Below are 18,252 nucleotides of genomic sequence, written 5' to 3' on the forward strand. Positions count from 1 at the left end.
CAAATAATCAAAACATTCTTGAGGTTAAGAGCTTTTCACCTCATTTTCCCTGTTTAAGTGCTTTTTTTATTTTGTGAAATTCCTTTAGTTATAAAGTTTCATAAAGTTCTGCTACTTGATTGATGATTACATTTTCGCTGAATTGTTGGATATGAGCAGCAGCTTTCTCGGAATATTTTGTAACAGGTAACGTTCCAGCAAAAAAATCTTGAAGAATATTCACTAGTTCTTCTGACTCTTTGACATCAAACAATTTTCCTGTGTTCTCATCATAGATCAGATCTTTATTGCCTCGTATATTTGAAGCGACTACCGGTAAACCAACGCTCATAGCCTCCATGATCGATACGGGCAATCCTTCTCTTAAAGAAGGAAAGAGAAATAGATCACTCATTTTCATGATCTGAATAATATCCTTACGATATCCGAGTAAACTGACTTTCTTTTCCAAACCTAAAAATTTAATTTTTTGTTCCAGCGTTTGTTTCAAAGGCCCCGTTCCACAAATAAAATAGTGGAAATCTTGGTCTTTAAATGAAGCGAGTGCATGAATCACCAGTTCGTGGTTTTTGTTTTTATTCAATTCACCGACTGAAAGGAGTACTTTGGTTGTTGGCTGAGCTAGTGAAAGTACCTTACTTTTTAGCCGTTTATCAACCAAGGTTTTCTCGAACTTTTCGACTTGGATTCCAACCCCCTGAATCAAATGAGTTTGTGTTGCTTTAAATTTTTGTGAAGCAAGCAAATAATCTTCCTGATTAATGGTAATAAGCTTACTTGTATAACGAGATAAGTATTTTTCAACTGGGTAATAGACGAACCAATTAAGCATAGGGGCTCCTTGATAAAAGTGAAACCCATGTGCCGTATAGTAGATAGGAATATTGATCCGCTTACAAGCAAGTCTTGTCACCATCGAAGCAACTGGCGTATGCGTATGTACGATATCGATATTCTCTTCTTTGATCAGCTGTTTGATTTTCTTATAGGCTAAAAGATTGCTTTTAGCTAATGGATTCCTATTGAATGGTATTTGAAATACAGGTATTTTTTTATCAGAAAAATAAGATGCCAACGGTTGTTCAAGCGCACATGCCACACTCACTTCATGTCCATTTTTGATTAGTTGATCAATATGAGGGATTAAAAAAGCATTGAGTGTATTGGAGATCGTCGTCACATATAAAATTTTCAGTATGGTTCATTCCCTTCAAATTTTTCACTTGTTGGTCCAAAATTTGAGCTAATCCCTTCTTGTTTGAACACCTTAAGAACTGTTTGTAACAAGATCCAAACATCTTTGCCAAACGAATAACTTTCAACGTACAAACAATCATACGTAAACTTTTCTTCCCAACTGATCGCATTTCTACCACTGACTTGGGCCAATCCGGTCAAACCTGGGCGAATGTTGTGGCGTTTTCGTTGCTCTTCATTATAAAGTGTCAAATATTCTACCAATAATGGACGAGGACCAACAAAAGACATTTCGCCTTTAAAGATATTCCAAAGCTCTGGCAGCTCGTCAAGGCTAGTCGCTCTAAGTAGTTTGCCGAATTTTGTTAGACGAACTTCATCTGGAAGATACGCGCCATGTTGATCTTTCTCGTCTGTCATCGTGCGAAACTTGTACATAAAAAATAATTGTTCATTCTTCCCTGGTCTTGTTTGCTTAAAAATAACCGGTGAACCTAATTTTAATCGCACACACCCTGCAAGTATGAGCATCAGTGGTGCAAGCAAAAGCAATAAAAGACCTGAGAAAAAAAGATCGAACGCACGCTTTCCAAAAAGTCGATAAAAGGTTGGTTTACTCATAACGCATCACTCGCTTGATCGTTGCAACGACTCTATTTAACTCTTCATCCGTCATTTTAGTATCTGAGGGAAGACAAACTCCAGAAGAAAAAAGCGATTCTGCAACTTCGCCGCCAATAAAATCAAAAGAGTCAAAAACAGGCTGTAAGTGCATCGGTTTCCAGACAGGACGTGCTTCGATCTGTTCTTTTTCCAATTCTTCAATCAAATAAGATGGATCTATTCCTTCTAAACGAATGACACTCAACCAAAAGTTAGGTTCGTTCCAAGAGTTTTCCGGCATAAATTGTATATTAGGAAACTCGGACAATTCTTCTTGATAAAATTGATAGATGGCACGCTTCTTTTGGATTCTTTCATTTAATACTTTTAATTGACCACGTCCGATTCCTGCTAATATATTGCTCATACGATAGTTATAACCGATTTCTAAATGTTGATAATGACGTTCATTTTCACGAGATTGAGTGGCCCAAAATTTGACTTTTTCGATTTTTAAAGGATCGTCAGAGATCAATGCTCCCCCACCTGAAGTTGTGATGATCTTATTTCCATTGAAGGAATAAATCCCATAGTCTCCAAACGTTCCTGTATATTTACCTTGGTAAGTCGTTCCTAATGATTCGGCAGCATCTTCAATCAACGTCACTTGATATTCTTGACAGATCTGCATGATTTCAGCTAAGTTTGCAGCTAATCCATATAAGTGAACGACGATCACCGCTTTCGCTTTTGGATATTTTTCTAAAGCTGCGCGTAAATGAACAGGACTCATATTCCAAGTTTCGGCATCACTATCCACAAAGATTGGGGCGGCTCCTTGATAAAGAATCGGGTTGACCGTAGCTGCAAAAGTCAAGGATTGACAAATCACTTGATCTCCTTTCGTGACACCTGCTGCCTTTAATGCTAAATGAATCGCTGCCGTACCTGAAGAAAGCGCAGCAACATGCTTGGCTCCCACATGATCTGCCAGTTCTTGCTCAAAACCATCGACATTGGCACCTAAAGGGGCAATCCAGTTCGTATCAAAGGCTTCTTTGACAAACGCTTGTTCATAGCCTGCTTCACTCATATGGGGCGAAGCTAATAATATTCGCTTTTTTCTCACATCAACTCCACCTTTCAATTATCTTTGCTGGTACCCCCACCCATTTTGAATGATGAGGGATATCTCTGATGACAACACTGCCAGCCCCAATAATGTTACCATCACCAATCGAACGTTCTTGAATAATCTTTGTACCGACACCCAGTTCATTTTTATCTCCTAAAGTGACTGCTCCCGAAATATTGACATTAGGAAAAATGGCATTGTAACTACCTATAATGGAGTCATGACCGATTGTTGAACCAATATTGATCATATTGAAGTCACCGATTGAAATATCTGCAGTATAGGTCGTGTAAGGCATCAATATGTTCCCAATGCCCAGTTGAACATTTAAGCCAATCAATGCGCTAGGGGCAAACAAATTTGGAAAAAGCAAGTGAGGGTTTTGTCGTAACTGTTCATAGATGTTTTCTTTGACCGTCGGAGCCGCAATCCCAAGAAAAACTGCCATTGGTGTTTTGACTTGAAGCAAGTCAGCAATTTTGCCAATCACAGGTTTTCCTAGAACATCGCTTTGCTCACTTTTACGATCATCGACAAAACCGACCCACTGATACTCATTTTGTTGTTGGAGCAAAAAAGCAATTTCTTTACCAAACCCACCTGCTCCTACTATTATTGCATCCACTCGCTTTCTCCTCTCGTTTCTTTTTTTGATGGTCAAACGTTTTTTTACATGCGATTTGAATAACGTATCCCTATGCAATTTTTGATCGCAGGAATCGTATAATCCAGCACATAAAGCAATGATTTTTACTACTTTACTAATAGTACGTTCAGCTTAAAACAGCTAGTTTCTATTGATTAGAAGCATTGGCAAAACGAATCACTTCTCTTGCTAATTGTTTCTCATCTTTTGGCAAATGACGGATAAAATCCATCACTTTTTGATTTGAATAACCTTTGATGTTTCCGACAAAAATTTTTTCATAGACAGCTTCATCGTTTCTCTCTTTATCCAACAGTAGTTCTTCATATAGTTTTTCCCCAGGACGGATACCCGTTTCAAGAATCTCAATTTCGTCTTCACGATAGCCACTCAGGCGAATCATATTTTTGGCAAGGTTGACGATTTTGACTGGTTCACCCATATCTAAAATAAAAATCTCTCCACCTTTAGCCAAGACTCCTGATTGAATAACCAATCGACTTGCTTCAGGAATTGTCATAAAGTAACGTGTCATCCGAAAATCAGTAATCGTGACTGGTCCACCTTGCGCAATTTGTTCACGAAAGACAGGAATCACACTTCCTCGTGAACCTAATACATTTCCAAAGCGAACAGCGGAAAATGTTGTTCCATTTTTTTCGTTCAATCCTGTTACAATCATTTCTGCAATCCGCTTTGTCGCTCCCATCACATTAGGTGGATGATTCGCTTTATCTGTTGAGACCATCACAAAATTCTTGACTTTCGCTTGTTTGGCTGCTTCCGCAACATTTTTCGTTCCAAGAATATTATTTTTTACTGCTTCTTTGGGATTTACTTCCATGAGAGGAACATGCTTATGTGCTGCAGCATGATAAACGATATCTGGGCGATAGTTTTGCATGATCTCATTGATTTTGTCACGATCTTGAATATCTGCAATGAGCGGGACGATTTTTGTCTGCTGATTTTGCTGATTCATGCGGAGTTCCCGATCGATCAAATAAATCGAATTTTCCCCATGTCCTACTAGTAATAATTGTGCTGGGGAAAACTGGATAATCTGCCGACAAATCTCTGAGCCGATCGAGCCACCCGCACCAGTCACCAGAATGGTTTTCCCTGTCAAATGACCTTTGATCGATTCAATGTCCAATTCAACTTCCTCTCTTTCTAGTAAATCAACTACGTCAATTTTTTTTAATTTTGTGACACTGACTTTTCCAGAAGCGATTTCTTCCATTGAAGGCATCGTGTTTACTTTGACATGCAAGGATTCTACCATTTGAAAGATATTCCTGATTTTTGTTTTGGATAAGGAAGGAATGGCGATGGTAACGATTTGTACATCATGTTTCTTGATTAGTGCAGGGAGGTCTTTGATCATACCGATCACTTTTTTTCCTGAAAGATATGTATTTTGCTTATTAGGATCATCATCAACAAAACCAATGACATAGGTGTCACTTGCTGTTTTTGATCCAAGTAAGATATTTGCCAAAATTCTACCGCCTTCACCAGCGCCTACGATGATCGTCTTCTTGGCAGTGGCTCTAGGTTGTAGCTTTGTCTGCTTTTTCTCAATGTAAAGACGCCACTCCAGACGGCTTCCCATGATTAAAAGCAAAGACAAAATATAGGTAAAGATCGTTAGACGTAACATATACTGATGATTGATAAAAAACAAGACAAAAAGATTTGAAATCATAGTGATCGACAAAGAAACAAAAATCGCCCTGATTTCTTCTAAATTCATATAGCGATTGATCCTTGTAAAGACTTTAAATAAACTCCCATAAAACAAATAGAAACCTATTGAAACGCCTGTAGAGATGAACATAAAATCCGTTGATACTTCTGCGAATGGCTTCATGAATCTAATTGTAGCAATGTTTGCCAAAAACAACAATAAGCTATCAACTCCTATCAAAATAGCAATCTTTCTTTTTCTTGTGACTTCAAACACCTTTACTCCCCCTAAAATAACCCAAACTTCTTCTTTTTTATCGCTTGATAAGTTGGATAATGAATCTGCTCCCCATTGATTAAATCTTTGGCGACTTGTTTCATTTGTTCAACTTTTTCGTTATTGAAGTCTTTAGCGATTTGTTCATAACATTCTTTTAAACAAAAAGAACGTCGCTCAACACCGTGAGCATCCGAAGCAATCATTTGTACAAGATTGTACTTGACCATTTTTTTTGCTGTTTTTTGGATTTCTTTGCCAAAGCGCCCCAGATAACTTGGCGCTGTCAGCTGTGTCAAACAGCCCATTTCTAGATAAGGCAACAAACGATTCGGATCTTTTGCAAAATAAGTATTACGCTCAGGATGCACGATTACTGGTATTTTTCCTAGTTTCAACAGTTCAAAAAAAAGGTTCTTTGCATATAACGGTACTTCTAATGTAGGAAATTCAATCAACAGATAAGTATCATTTAAATCTGTAAAAAGAAGTTCATCTCGGTGAAGCGCTTCAAGCAATTCTCCAGTAATACGAACTTCTTGACCTTCTAATAACACCAACGGTAAATTTCTTTTATCCAGCTCTTTTTGTAAAGTGGCGACTAGGGGAATGACTTTTTTCTTTTGATTACAATACTTGCCATTGTTATGGTGCGGTGTACATAAAATATGAGTAATCCCTTGTTCAACCGCTTTTTCAGCCATTGCCAGGCTTTCTTCCAGGTTTTGCGCACCATCGTCAACTGCTGGTAATAGATGACAATGTAAATCGATCATTCCCTTTACCTCCTCTTTATCATTCATAATAATAACTTGTATCTTTGCTTTGTTCGACTCCGTTATAAACAATTCCCAGTACCTTTGCCTGAGCCATCTCTAATAATTTTTTGGCTTTCACAACTGCTTCTTTTCGTGAAGTCTTTTCACGTACTACCAGAAGCGTACCATCTGCCTTTGATGACAAGATTTGAGCATCTGTCACAGTTACAATCGGCGGCAAATCAAACATCACGATATCATAGAGCTGACTTGCTTCTACCATTAGCTGATCCATTCTTTTCGAGCTTAACAGCTCTGATGGATTAGGAGGAATCGGTCCACTTGGTAATACTGATAATTCCTTGATTGCCGTTTTTTGGATCCCTTTACTGATCGTTTCAGTTGAACTGAGTAGATTACTTAACCCATAATGATTATTTATTTGAAATGCTTTGTAAATAACTGGTTTTCGCATGTCAGCATCAACTAATAACACTTTCTGACCAGCTTTTGCAAAGACAACAGCCAGATTTGCAGCCGTGGTCGATTTCCCTTCACCTGGTCCAGATGACGTGACCACGATCGTTTTGACTTGTTGATCATTGATTGAAACAAATTGGATATTGGTTCGAATCGTTCGGTAGTGCTCAGCCGCTGCTGATGAAGGATTAGTTAAAGTAATCAAACGAATCGGTTGAAGTAGTGTTTCTTTTTGTTTTATGACACGTCGCATGTTTTCCCTCCTACACTCTCGAACGAGCTCTACGAGAAGCTCTCGCTTGTTCACCAGTTTCATCGTTTATTGTCACCGGTGCGTTGTTGTTTTTGTCATTTCTATTGAAATCTTTGGCAGTCATTTCTGGTACCGTCCCTAAAATTGGAAACCCTATGACCTCCGAAAGATATTTTTCATCTTTCACAGTCTGGTCGAACAATTCCAATAACAGAGCTATCCCCATGCCAATCATCAGACCTAAAATAAGGCCAAGGGCAATATTTATTTTTTTATTTGGTGACACCGATGTTCCGTCCGCAACCGCTTCAGAAATGATCGATATTTTATCGACATTCATCACATCTTTTGCTTTCGTTTGAAACACCTCAGCTGTGGTATTCGCAATTTTCTGAGCATTATCTGGAATCGAACTAATCGCTTGGATAGAAAACATTTGTGAATTTTCGGATTGATTCACTGTGATTGCTTGTTTGATTTCTCCAACCGTCATTGCTAGCTGATCTTGCGTTTCTAATTGATCTTTCACTTCACTTAAAACTAAGTCACTAATGATCATATCTTTGTAGGTGTTAATCATTTGTAAATTCGTATTCACATCATTGACATTCGTAATATTTGACTGAGGCAACGTGACAATCAATTGGGCTTGTGAACTAAACTTGGGTGTTAAAATAAAGAATGTAACGAAACTTGCTACCGCCAAACCAACTAACGTTGAAATAAATAAGGTCAACAAACGCTTACGAAATACTCCGATGATCTCTTTTATACTAATTGTCTCTTCCATTTCTCTCCACTTTCCTGTTACTTTCCTAGATTCATTTTTCTTTTAACACATGACATCCTGCTGATGTTACTTGTTCTCATAAAATATACTCGTTTCAGTGAAGCTTCGTGAGACTTCCATCCTATGAACATACTTAGATAATTAAATGACATCGATTTCTAAAAATATTTTTAGTTTATCATTCAGATGATAATTATTATCATCTAGAGTAAGATACTGGATCCTATCGTTTTAAAAACTTTTTATTCCCAAAAAAATAAATCGTTACTTTATCTAATCGCTTCCAAATCACGGGAAATTTGCTAATTTCATTAGACAAGTAAAGAATTTCTACCTGAGATCCTATTTACTATTATCCCATTCATAACAAGCTTTTCTTGTTATGAATAACAATTTTTCTATATTAATTATACCTAACTTTCATTTTTAAATAAAGGATGATTTAAAAATAACAAAAACTATGCATTTCACTCAATAGCACTAACCGATTGTTCTCTTTTTACCAAAAAATGTCATATTGTTCTGATTCGTGAAAGATAAGTCGTTTATTGCTAGATAGCATGAATAAAAACGATATACACTACATAAAAAGAGTCTGAGGTATTAAGACCTTAAGCTTACTTTTTATACTAAGATGAGTAATTGCTATGAAAGCATCCACTCTGGTACTTTCATAATCTTATCGACGGCGTTCAAAGATCTGCACTTCGGTAATCAGTCAAAAAATAAGCCGAAGCATTTAAAAATAGAAGAAACTATTTTCGGATGCTTCGGCTTATATCTCAGAGCTAGACTTGTCATAACGCTTGTTTCAAATCAAGTTGGCAAAGGGCTACCTGATTTATTTAGTGATAATCTGATCTAAGCTTGCTATTGATAGTGCCATTTCAGCAATTTGTTTCAGCTGTGCCAAACGATTGTTACGGACAGCAGGATCGTCTACCATGACCATGGTTTGGTCAAAATACGTTTCGATCAATGGACGTAAAGCAACAAGTTGATCATAATCTTCTTTCAGCGTTTGTGTACCAAATTGTTTTTTCATTTCTGCTACCGCTTGATAAAGTGCTGTTTCAGCTTCATTTTCAAATAACGCAGGATTAATCTCTGTTGTCGTTGTTTCTTGCGCTTTCTTCGCTAAATTAACCACTCGAGTCAATGCTTCCATCGATGGCTTAAACTCTTCCTCATCTAAACGTTCTTTAAACAGTTGAGCTGCTGCAAAAACTTTTGTCAAATCGCTTTGTTTTGCATTTAAAACTGCATCAATCACATCGTGTCGGATTTGTTTTGTAGTTAGTAACTGACGGAAACGTCCTTTGATAAAATCAATGACTGCCTGTTGTCCATCCGATAACTGGACGCCAAAACGTTCTTGATCTTCATTGATTGCCTGGTCGATTTCACGTTGTAAACGAACCAATGGAAATGCCCAATTTTTTGCTTCGATGATGCGGACAATCCCATACGCTTGACGACGAAGAGCATACGGATCATTTGACCCACTTGGGATCATTCCAACTGTAAAGAAAGAGAAGATACTATCTAATTTGTCTGCAATCGCTAATACTGCACCAATTTTGGTTTCTGGTAAGTCACCTTCACTTGAAATTGGCAGATAGTTTTCCTTGATAGCTGTTGCTACAGCTGATGTTTCGCCGTGTAATCGCGCATATTTTTCACCCATGATCCCTTGAAGCTCTGGAAACTCACCTACCATGTTGGTCACTAAATCAAATTTATAGATTTCAGCAGCACGTTGTAAATCCGTTAACTCTTCTGGTGATAAGCCGACAGATTTACCTAAAATACGAGCAATAACTTGTACTCGTTGCATTTTTTCGTAGATGCTTCCAATTTTTTCATGGAAAGTCACTGATTTTAATTTATCAACAAAAGTATCGATTTCAATCTTTTTATCTTCATTGTAGAAAAACTCTGCATCTTCTAAACGAGCAGTCAATACTTTTTGATTTCCACGGATCACGTTTTCTAGTTTGACACGATCCCCATTTCGAGCAGAAATAAAATGTGGCAAGAGTAATCCTTGGTCATTTCTTACTTCAAAATAACGTTGGTGCTCCTTCATTGAAGTAACCAATACTTCCTCAGGGACAGACAGATATTTTTCTTCAAAATCGCCAGCAAAAACTGTGGGATATTCGACTAAATTATTCACTTCTTCTAATAACTTTTCGTCTAAATCGATCGTCCAATGGTTTTTCTCTGCTAATTCTGTTGCTTGTTGGACAATCATTTCTTTTCTTTTATGTGGCGCAGCTATCACGAATTGTTCTTGTAATTTTTCTTCATACTCATTGGCATGAGCGAAACGAACTGTTTCTCCTAAGAAACGATGACCACGTGATGTGCGATCTGTTGTAACATCTAAAATCTCGAAAGGAATCACTTCATCATCTAGTAAAGCAACAATCCAATGAATAGGACGAATATATTCAAAGTCAAAATTTGCCCAATGCATCGTAACAGGAAATGTCAAACTTTTGATGACATCTGCAAGTCCAGTCAATACTTCTTTCGCTGGTTGTCCATGTGTATATTTGGTTACGTACACATACTCTACACCCTTCAGCTCTTTAAAGGTAATATCGTCAGTCGTCAAACCTTGACCACGTACAAACCCTTCTGCGGCTTTCGTCCAATTTCCATCTGAATCCAATGCGATTTTTTTAGCCGGACCCTTTAATTCTTCTTCGCTATCTGCTTGACGTTCTGGGATATTGGTTACTTTGATCGCTAAACGTCTTGGCGTTGAAAAAGTTTCGATTGTATCATAAGACAATTGGTGTTCATCTAAAAACTTTGCTGTTTTTTGTTCCAGTTGTTTCATGCTTGGTGTAACTACATGGGCAGGCATTTCTTCCAACCCGATTTCTAAAAGTAACTCTTTTGCCATGTTATTCAGCCTCCTTAACCGTTTCTGGATTTGCTGTGTTTTTATTCAATAAAGGAAATCCTAATTTTTCACGCTCTGCCACAAAAATCTTTGCAACAGATTTTGCCATATTTCTGATACGTGACAGATAACCAGCACGTTCTGTGACAGAAACTGCCCCACGAGCATCTAGTAGATTGAATGTATGGCTGCATTTTAAAATGTAATCATAGGCAGGATGAACTAAATTTTCATCAATGCATCGTTTAGCTTCTTTTTCAAAACGATCAAAATTACTTAATAATAGTTCTTGATCACTGACTTCAAATGAATACTTGGAGTGTTCGTATTCAGGCTGTTTGAAAATCTCCCCATATTTTACGCCATCTGACCATTCAAGATCATAGACACTTTCTACTTCTTGGATGTAGGATGCCAAGCGCTCCAAACCATAAGTAATTTCAGATGTCACTGGTTTACATGGCAGACCGCCGACTTGTTGGAAATACGTGAATTGTGTAATTTCCATTCCATCGAGCCAAACTTCCCAACCAACACCGGCACAGCCCATCGAAGGGTTTTCCCAGTTATCTTCGACAAACCGAATGTCGTGTTCCAAAGGATCGATCCCCAATAAACGTAAACTTTCTAAATAAAGTTCTTGGATATTTTCAGGTGATGGTTTCATCACTACTTGGAACTGATGATGTTGATACAGACGGTTCGGATTTTCCCCATAACGACCGTCGGCTGGGCGACGAGAAGGCTCTACGTATGCTGCATTCCAAGGCTCTGGTCCAATTGCTCGTAAAAAGGTATATGGGCTCATTGTACCTGCCCCCTTTTCTGTATCATAGGCTTGCATCAACATGCACCCATTTGATGACCAAAATTTTTGTAACGTCAAGATCATGTCTTGTACAGATAATTTTTTGCTCATTTAAAATGACTCCTTCCACTTCTAAATAGTTTGCTGAGAATTTGAAACAACAAAAAGTCCCTATGCTTGTCTAAACAAACATAGGGACGAATAACTTCGCGGTTCCACCCTACTTCCGAAAATTTCGGCAGCTTCATTGTAAGTACTCCCAAGTGCCTCTTCAAAAACCGACAGCATTCGGCTCACACCCTCCCGAACTCGCTTTTGCTACGTATTTTTTACTGATCTTGTTCAACGTACTTTATTCTTTTATTTAGCCAATCAAGTTTTTGTACAAAACTCTCATTTATCTAGGTTCCATAATAGACGTATAGTTAGGCTTTTGTCAAATAGTTTTGAATGTTGATTGAACATTCTACTCACTTTGTTGATTTTTAGAAGCACTTTCTCCTTCCGGATCAGGCTTTTTTAGGACATGTTCCCATGATTTCATTTGATCAATGAACTTTTTACTTTTTAGATGAATCCCTACGTATTCTTCGTATAACTGGTCAATCAGTTGCCTGATCGTTGCCTTGGTTTCGTCTTTTAAATTGATCCCTGTGATCTTATCATAAGAAATAGCAGAGAACATACGCACGAAATAAACAGCTCTTGGATCTGCATGATAACGACGGTGATCCATTGACCAATGTTCTTCGCATAGCACGCCTCCATATTTGGAAGAATAATCAAATTTACCTTGTGTTTTGCCACACACCACACAATGTGTCCAAATCGGTGCAATCCCAAAGCGTTGCAATAATTGTACCTCAAAGATGTTAGTGATGATTTCCGCGTCGTCACCCTGATCCATCCGTTGCAATGCTGCTTGTGTAAATTGAAAAAGATGGGGATCATATTGATGGTCTTCGATCGCTGCATCCACTAAGTTTAACAAATACGTGCCGTAACCACTTAAAAAAATGTCTTCTTGAATTTTTCTAAAGGAGTGAACATCTTTTACGCTGGTTATAAACGAAAGTCCTTCACTTTTGAACGTACCAATGTAGATTCCTTCAGTAAAAGGGAGTAGTGCAGGTGCTAATGGTTGGTTTTGCCGGTGAATTCCTTTGACATAAAACATCAGCTTCCCCGCAGACTCAGTAAAAATTTTCACTAATTTGTCTTTTTCTTTATAATTTCGACTGGACAATATGATCCCTTTTGATTCGGCTAGCTGGCTCATTTTTTTCGCCCCCTTTTAGAAAAAGAATAAGGAAAAGAAAAATCATTCACTGAATCATTTTCCTTTCCCACTTATTCTACTCATTTTCTTGTCTTCTGACTTTTACACGCGGTTTCGTCTATCGAATAATCACGTTCAACTCATTTTTATCTACTTAAAGTTAATATTCCTCTTTGCGGTAACCAAAATCTTGTAAATAAACTCTTTTATCGCGCCAATCTTTTTGAACTTTAACCCATAGTTCTAGAAATACTTTGTCACCAAGCAAATTTTCAATATCTTTTCTTGCTTTCGTCCCAATTTCTTTTAGCATTTTACCACCTTTACCGATGATAATCCCTTTTTGACTATCACGTTCAACGATAATGGTTGCTTGAATTTGGATTTTATCATTTTCATTGCGTTTCATTGAGTCAACAACAACAGCCACTGAATGTGGGACTTCATCTCTAGTCAAAAACAGGACTTTTTCACGAATCAATTCCGAAACGATAAAGTATTCTGGATGATCCGTTACTTGATCATCCGGGAAGTATTGAGGACCTTCTGGCATCTCAGCGATCAACACTTCCATTAGACGGTCCACATTGTTCCCTTCGGTAGCCGAAATCGGTACAACTTGTGCAAAAGGCATTTGTGCCGAATAATCTTCGATGATTCCTAATAATTCATCTGGATGAACTTTATCGATTTTATTGATAATCAAATAAACAGGTGATTGAACATTTTTTAATCGTTCAATAATAAAATCATCCCCACGTCCACGTTTTTGATCCGCACTGATCATAAATAAGACAGCATCCACTTCTCTTAGTGCACTGTAGGCTGATTCTACCATAAAATCACCCAAACGATGTTTTGGTTTATGGATTCCCGGAGTGTCGATAAAAATCAACTGTGCTTCTGGTGTCGTATAAACGCCTTGGATCTTATTTCTGGTCGTTTGTGCCTTGTCACTCATGATAGCAATTTTTTGCCCAACGATTCGATTTAATAATGTTGATTTGCCAACATTTGGTCGTCCCACAATAGCGACAAAACCTGATTTATGTTCTAACATATTATTCTCCTTTTAATTAAAAAACATTTGATAGATTTTAGGTACAAATAAAATGAGACCGACGATCACTGCAAAACAAGCGGTGACTAACACTGCTCCTGCCGCCATATCTTTGATTTTTTTCCCAATTGGATGGAAATGAAAATCGGTAAACATATCCACTACATTCTCAAAAACAGTATTTAAAATCTCAACGATCCACACTAGAAAAACTGCTAAAACTAACCACAGCCATTCTAGTTGATTTAGTTGAAATACAACTCCCATAAAAAACGCCAGCAACCCAAAACCTACATGTTTTTTCATATTACGTTCCTCATCAAAGACTGTTTTAACCCCTTGAAGAGCAAATTCTACTGACATAGCGAAGTGCTTATTTTTCTCAACCTTTTTCTCGCACTCTTTATCTTTTAAGTCCATAAGCATCTAAAATCTCTTTCTGTAAACCAAACATCTCTGCTTCATCTTCGGGTGTCATGTGATCATAACCATTGATGTGCAAAAAGCCATGCACTGCCAAAAATCCCAACTCTCGATCATACGAATGACCATATTCTTCCGCTTGTTCCTGGGCACGCTCAATTGAGATCATGATATCTCCTAATACTCGTGGTAAAGGATTATCGCCTTCTTCAAAAATCACGGGAATTTCGTCTTCCCCTTCGTCTTCTAATGCAAAACTAATCACATCTGTTGGGGCATCTTTGCCACGGTAGACACGGTTGATTTCTTGGATTGCTGCATTGTCCATAAAAGTAACAGACATTTCTGTTTCCTCGGGTAATTTCAAATGAGCCGCTGCAAATTGCAGAAGGTCCTCGATCTCTTTGATTTTTTCTGTTGAAACTTTCTGTGTTTCATCCATAAATGTGATGTCCATATTTATCGCTTCTTTCTTACTTATTGCTGATATTTTTTATTTTAGCCATTTTCTTTTTCTACTTTCATCGTTTCCGCTTCCGATTTCATTTTAGGATATTTGATCCGTGAATGGAAGGTACTACTTAACCCACTGATCAAAGATTTTTCCACTTTGCGAATTTCTTTTAATGTTAAACCACTATCATCAAGTTGACCATCAGAGATTCGTTCTTCAATCAAATTATGGACAAATTTTTCGATTTTTTCACCTGTTGGATGATCCATTGCCCGTACTGCCGCTTCACAACTATCTGCAATATTCACGATGCCGGCTTCTCGGGTCTGTGGTTTGGGACCAGGATAACGAAATTGTTCTTCGGTGACTTCAGGATTTCTTTCTTTTGCCTTGATATAGAAATACTTCATCAATGTTGTTCCATGATGCTGTCGGCAAATATCGATTACCATTTGCGGCATGCCATATTCCTCTAAAATTTTCGCTCCATCGGTCACATGACCAAAAATGATCTGTTTACTATCTTCCGGTAATAAGAAATTATGTGGATTTTCAGCACCAGAAGGCAAGTTTTCTACAAAAAAGCTAGCATGTTTGATTTTACCAATATCGTGGTAGTAACAAGCTACACGTGTCAATAATGACCGCCCATTGATCTCAGCCACTGCGTTCGCACTTAAATTGGCGACCATCATACTGTGATGATAAGTCCCTGGCGCTTCTTCCAATAGCTGTTTTAACAACGGATGGTTAGGGTTACTTAACTCATTCAAGACGATCACACTATCATCGTTGACCATCAATTCGATATACGGATGTAATCCCATCGTTAACAGATAGGACAGTAAAGCACCCATAAAGCCACAAATCAGCGTTAGCCAAGTTGTTCCATTACTAAAGCTCATACCTTGATAAACGATCAGCACAACATCCATCATCAACGGAAAAATAATGACCCACATCATAGCTGAAAACCATTGTTCGGATACTCGTTGGCGTTTTAAAACCGTCGCTAATAAACCTGAAAAAAGATAGGCCATCAAGATAACGGTCAAAAAGTTGGTCCCAATCGAACCGTAAAAAATAAACAGTGCAGATACGGCTTGGAACAAGGCAGCCATAATTCCTGCCCGTCGGTTCAAAAAGAAATTTAAAACTAAAGGAACAAAAGCTGCAGGATAAAACAGCGGGATAAAAGCTGCTTGTTCCGTTTGGAATAGTTGGAAAAATTTCATTAATAACACACTGATGGACATAGCCGTAACGTAAAAGAGAACATACTCTGTTCGTTTTCCGGCTTCATGGTACTGCATTGAGTTGTAAACTAAAACAGCAATTTGCAATAAGACTGCTAAGATCATTGCTACTAAAGGAAAAATTGACGTTGTTTGACTGGTCAATCCTAATAATTCAAGCTTTTTCATTGCATCTGCATCGATTTGATTTCCTTCACGAACAATGATTTCGCCTTGATAGATCATGACCGGTTGAACCGCACTCCTTGCTGATTGTTTCAATTCCTCTGTTTTCTTTTCATTTAAGACATCATTTACGACGATTCCTTGATCGACAAGATAATGGATCGTTTGTTGTTGGTCAGGTGTCACGTTCAAATATTGGATCTGTTCTTCCGCCTGTTGCTTGAAGGTTTCTAAATCACTTTCTCGAACTTGCTTTTTCATTTGTTCATTGATCAATCGCAGACTTTCATCTCGGACTGTCGCAATTTGACTATCTGACATGCCAAAGATTTTTGTGTAAAAGTTAGTCGGTAATTTTTGATAAAATGCCACGTTTTCAGCATTAGCATTTTCAAAACTCTTCTTTAGAGCTGCAATTCGCTCATCTATAGTTGGTTTGGGAACATTCTCATTTTCTTTTGCTTTATCCACTTTTTCTTTATACGCTTTATTGATCGAATCATTTGTTTTATTGATCAATTCAAAAAGCTGCTTGATGCGACTACTTTGTTCACTCGCCAAATCTTGTTGATACGTATATTCTGGCGTAACAGCTTCCGCTGCTAGTTTTCTTTTTTGTTCCGTTTCTTCTGTATTTTCGATCGTTTTATTCGCACGGATACTTTCTTCTGCCACTTGTCCTTCTTTGAAATCATTGGCTTTTTGCTTGACGCTACTGAACGTAACGCCACAAACGATCACAAAAAACAAAAGCAATAAGAAAGGCATTGCCGCCTTTCCTAATTTTGCTTGCAGTTGTTGGAGTATTTTATTCAACATTGCTTATCCCCCTAAGCCTTACTCTTGATGAAGATCTGCCTTTTCATAAGCTTTGATGATTTCGGCTACAACAGGATGACGAACGACGTCACTTGCTTCAAAATTGACAAAAGCAATTTTTTTGATTTGTTTCAATGTACGTTCTGCATGGATCAAACCACTCATCGTCCCTTTAGGTAAGTCAATCTGACTTGTATCGCCGTTTACGATCATTTTTGATTGATACCCCAAACGAGTCAAGAACATTTTCATCTGTGCCACTGTTGTATTTTGAGCTTCATCTAGTATTACAAAAGCATCGTCAAGTGTTCGCCCACGCATATAAGCTAATGGCGCAATTTCGATGATCCCACGCTCCATCAAACGATTGGTATGATCTAAACCAAATATTTGATACAGTGCATCATACACTGGACGTAAATAAGGATCAACCTTTTCTTTCAGATCACCCGGTAAGAAACCAAGATTTTCTCCTGCTTCCACCGCTGGACGAGTCAAAATGATTTTTTGGACTTCGCCTTTTTTCAACGCAGCAATTGCTAAAACGACAGCTAGAAATGTTTTACCTGTTCCAGCAGGACCGACACCAAATACGATGTCATGTTTAGCAACGGCCTCGACATATTGTTTTTGTCCACTATTTTTCACTCGAATCGGTTTACCATTGCGGTCTTTGACGATTTCTTCTTCATACATTTCAATGAAGTAATCCAATGTCCCTTTTTGCCCCATTTTTAAGGCAGTAACAACATCAGGTGTACTGACATGTATCCCCCGCTTGATCAATTCTTGTAAGGTACGTATCACCGATTGTGCTAACGAAAGCCCCGGCTCTTCTCCAATAATCTGGATCATTTCGCCTCTCGTATGAATCGTTGTTTCAGTCATTTCTTCAATTAATTTTACATGTTTGTCATGCGAGCCTAACAACATACTGATATCGTCAGCAGCTGTTAATCTAATTTCTAAAGAACTGGATGCTTCTGTCAAAAATAGACATCTCCTTTACTTCAATTCATTCCTTCCTATTTTACCATATTCATAAAAAACTATATAGCAAATAAAAAAGGTTGTCTCACTCCTTATTCGTTTCATTCATTTTAACCTAAAATTACTTTGCTGAACTTCCATGATTTACTTTATGTTATTCCATGATTGAGAGATTCCTGCCTATCAATAAACAGCTTTTACTTAATAGATAAGGCAAAGAACCAATCTAACCAAGCCTAGATCTATCGAGTGA

16 protein-coding genes are annotated in these 18,252 nt (G+C 37.8%); all 16 read right to left on the minus strand.

Annotated features, from left to right (window positions below):
• Positions 1–88: 88 nt before the first annotated feature.
• Positions 89–1,180 carry a glycosyltransferase family 4 protein gene (locus IGK21_RS08990; RefSeq protein ID WP_181915064.1) on the minus strand — a complete coding sequence of 364 codons (1,092 nt, stop codon included), beginning with the start codon at positions 1,178–1,180 and terminating at the stop codon, positions 89–91.
• An 11-nt stretch (positions 1,181–1,191) separates the two neighbouring features.
• Positions 1,192–1,818, minus strand: coding sequence for a sugar transferase (locus tag IGK21_RS08995; RefSeq protein WP_181915065.1), 627 nt, complete (start codon positions 1,816–1,818; stop codon positions 1,192–1,194).
• Positions 1,811–2,929: a DegT/DnrJ/EryC1/StrS family aminotransferase gene (locus tag IGK21_RS09000; RefSeq protein ID WP_309578070.1), complete on the minus strand. Its 1,119-nt coding sequence runs from the start codon at positions 2,927–2,929 to the stop codon at positions 1,811–1,813. The genes IGK21_RS08995 and IGK21_RS09000 overlap by 8 nt, the downstream gene beginning before the upstream one ends.
• Before the next feature lies 1 nt (position 2,930).
• Positions 2,931–3,560: an acetyltransferase gene (locus tag IGK21_RS09005; RefSeq protein ID WP_010718516.1), complete on the minus strand. Its 630-nt coding sequence runs from the start codon at positions 3,558–3,560 to the stop codon at positions 2,931–2,933.
• 169 nt (positions 3,561–3,729) lie between these two features.
• Positions 3,730–5,547, minus strand: coding sequence for a polysaccharide biosynthesis protein (locus tag IGK21_RS09010; RefSeq protein ID WP_181915066.1), 1,818 nt, complete (start codon positions 5,545–5,547; stop codon positions 3,730–3,732).
• Between the two features lie 11 nt (positions 5,548–5,558).
• Positions 5,559–6,323, minus strand: coding sequence for a tyrosine-protein phosphatase (locus IGK21_RS09015; RefSeq protein ID WP_010737946.1), 765 nt, complete (start codon positions 6,321–6,323; stop codon positions 5,559–5,561).
• Positions 6,324–6,342: 19 nt separating this feature from the next.
• Positions 6,343–7,038, minus strand: coding sequence for a CpsD/CapB family tyrosine-protein kinase (locus tag IGK21_RS09020; protein ID WP_010718519.1), 696 nt, complete (start codon positions 7,036–7,038; stop codon positions 6,343–6,345).
• Between the two features lie 10 nt (positions 7,039–7,048).
• On the minus strand, positions 7,049–7,828 hold the full coding sequence (locus tag IGK21_RS09025; RefSeq protein ID WP_010737948.1) for a YveK family protein: 780 nt from the start codon (positions 7,826–7,828) through the stop codon (positions 7,049–7,051).
• Positions 7,829–8,669: 841 nt separating this feature from the next.
• Positions 8,670–10,745: a glycine--tRNA ligase subunit beta gene (gene glyS / locus IGK21_RS09030; RefSeq protein WP_181915067.1), complete on the minus strand. Its 2,076-nt coding sequence runs from the start codon at positions 10,743–10,745 to the stop codon at positions 8,670–8,672.
• A gap of 1 nt (position 10,746) precedes the next feature.
• Positions 10,747–11,664: a glycine--tRNA ligase subunit alpha gene (gene glyQ / locus IGK21_RS09035; protein ID WP_010718522.1), complete on the minus strand. Its 918-nt coding sequence runs from the start codon at positions 11,662–11,664 to the stop codon at positions 10,747–10,749.
• A gap of 355 nt (positions 11,665–12,019) precedes the next feature.
• A complete protein-coding gene (gene recO, locus IGK21_RS09040) occupies positions 12,020–12,832 on the minus strand; it encodes a DNA repair protein RecO (protein WP_181915068.1) in 813 nt (270 codons plus the stop codon).
• 160 nt (positions 12,833–12,992) lie between these two features.
• Positions 12,993–13,892, minus strand: a complete 900-nt coding sequence (era, locus tag IGK21_RS09045; protein WP_010718524.1) for a GTPase Era — start codon at positions 13,890–13,892, stop codon at positions 12,993–12,995.
• Between the two features lie 12 nt (positions 13,893–13,904).
• Complete coding sequence (locus tag IGK21_RS09050; protein ID WP_025480126.1) at positions 13,905–14,312, minus strand: diacylglycerol kinase family protein; 408 nt, start codon at positions 14,310–14,312, stop codon at positions 13,905–13,907.
• Complete coding sequence (gene ybeY / locus IGK21_RS09055) at positions 14,296–14,772, minus strand: rRNA maturation RNase YbeY (RefSeq protein ID WP_014834527.1); 477 nt, start codon at positions 14,770–14,772, stop codon at positions 14,296–14,298. The genes IGK21_RS09050 and ybeY overlap by 17 nt, the downstream gene beginning before the upstream one ends.
• Positions 14,773–14,813: 41 nt before the next feature.
• The gene (locus IGK21_RS09060) at positions 14,814–17,009 is read right to left on the minus strand and encodes an HD family phosphohydrolase (protein WP_010737951.1); all 2,196 of its coding nucleotides are present in this window, start codon (positions 17,007–17,009) and stop codon (positions 14,814–14,816) included.
• A gap of 18 nt (positions 17,010–17,027) precedes the next feature.
• Positions 17,028–17,999 (minus strand): PhoH family protein, encoded by a 972-nt coding sequence (locus IGK21_RS09065; RefSeq protein WP_010718528.1) that lies wholly within the window; start codon positions 17,997–17,999, stop codon positions 17,028–17,030.
• Positions 18,000–18,252 lie beyond the last annotated feature (253 nt).

This window comes from Enterococcus sp. DIV1421a (genome assembly GCF_051711025.1).
Taxonomy (GTDB): domain Bacteria; phylum Bacillota; class Bacilli; order Lactobacillales; family Enterococcaceae; genus Enterococcus_B; species Enterococcus_B hirae.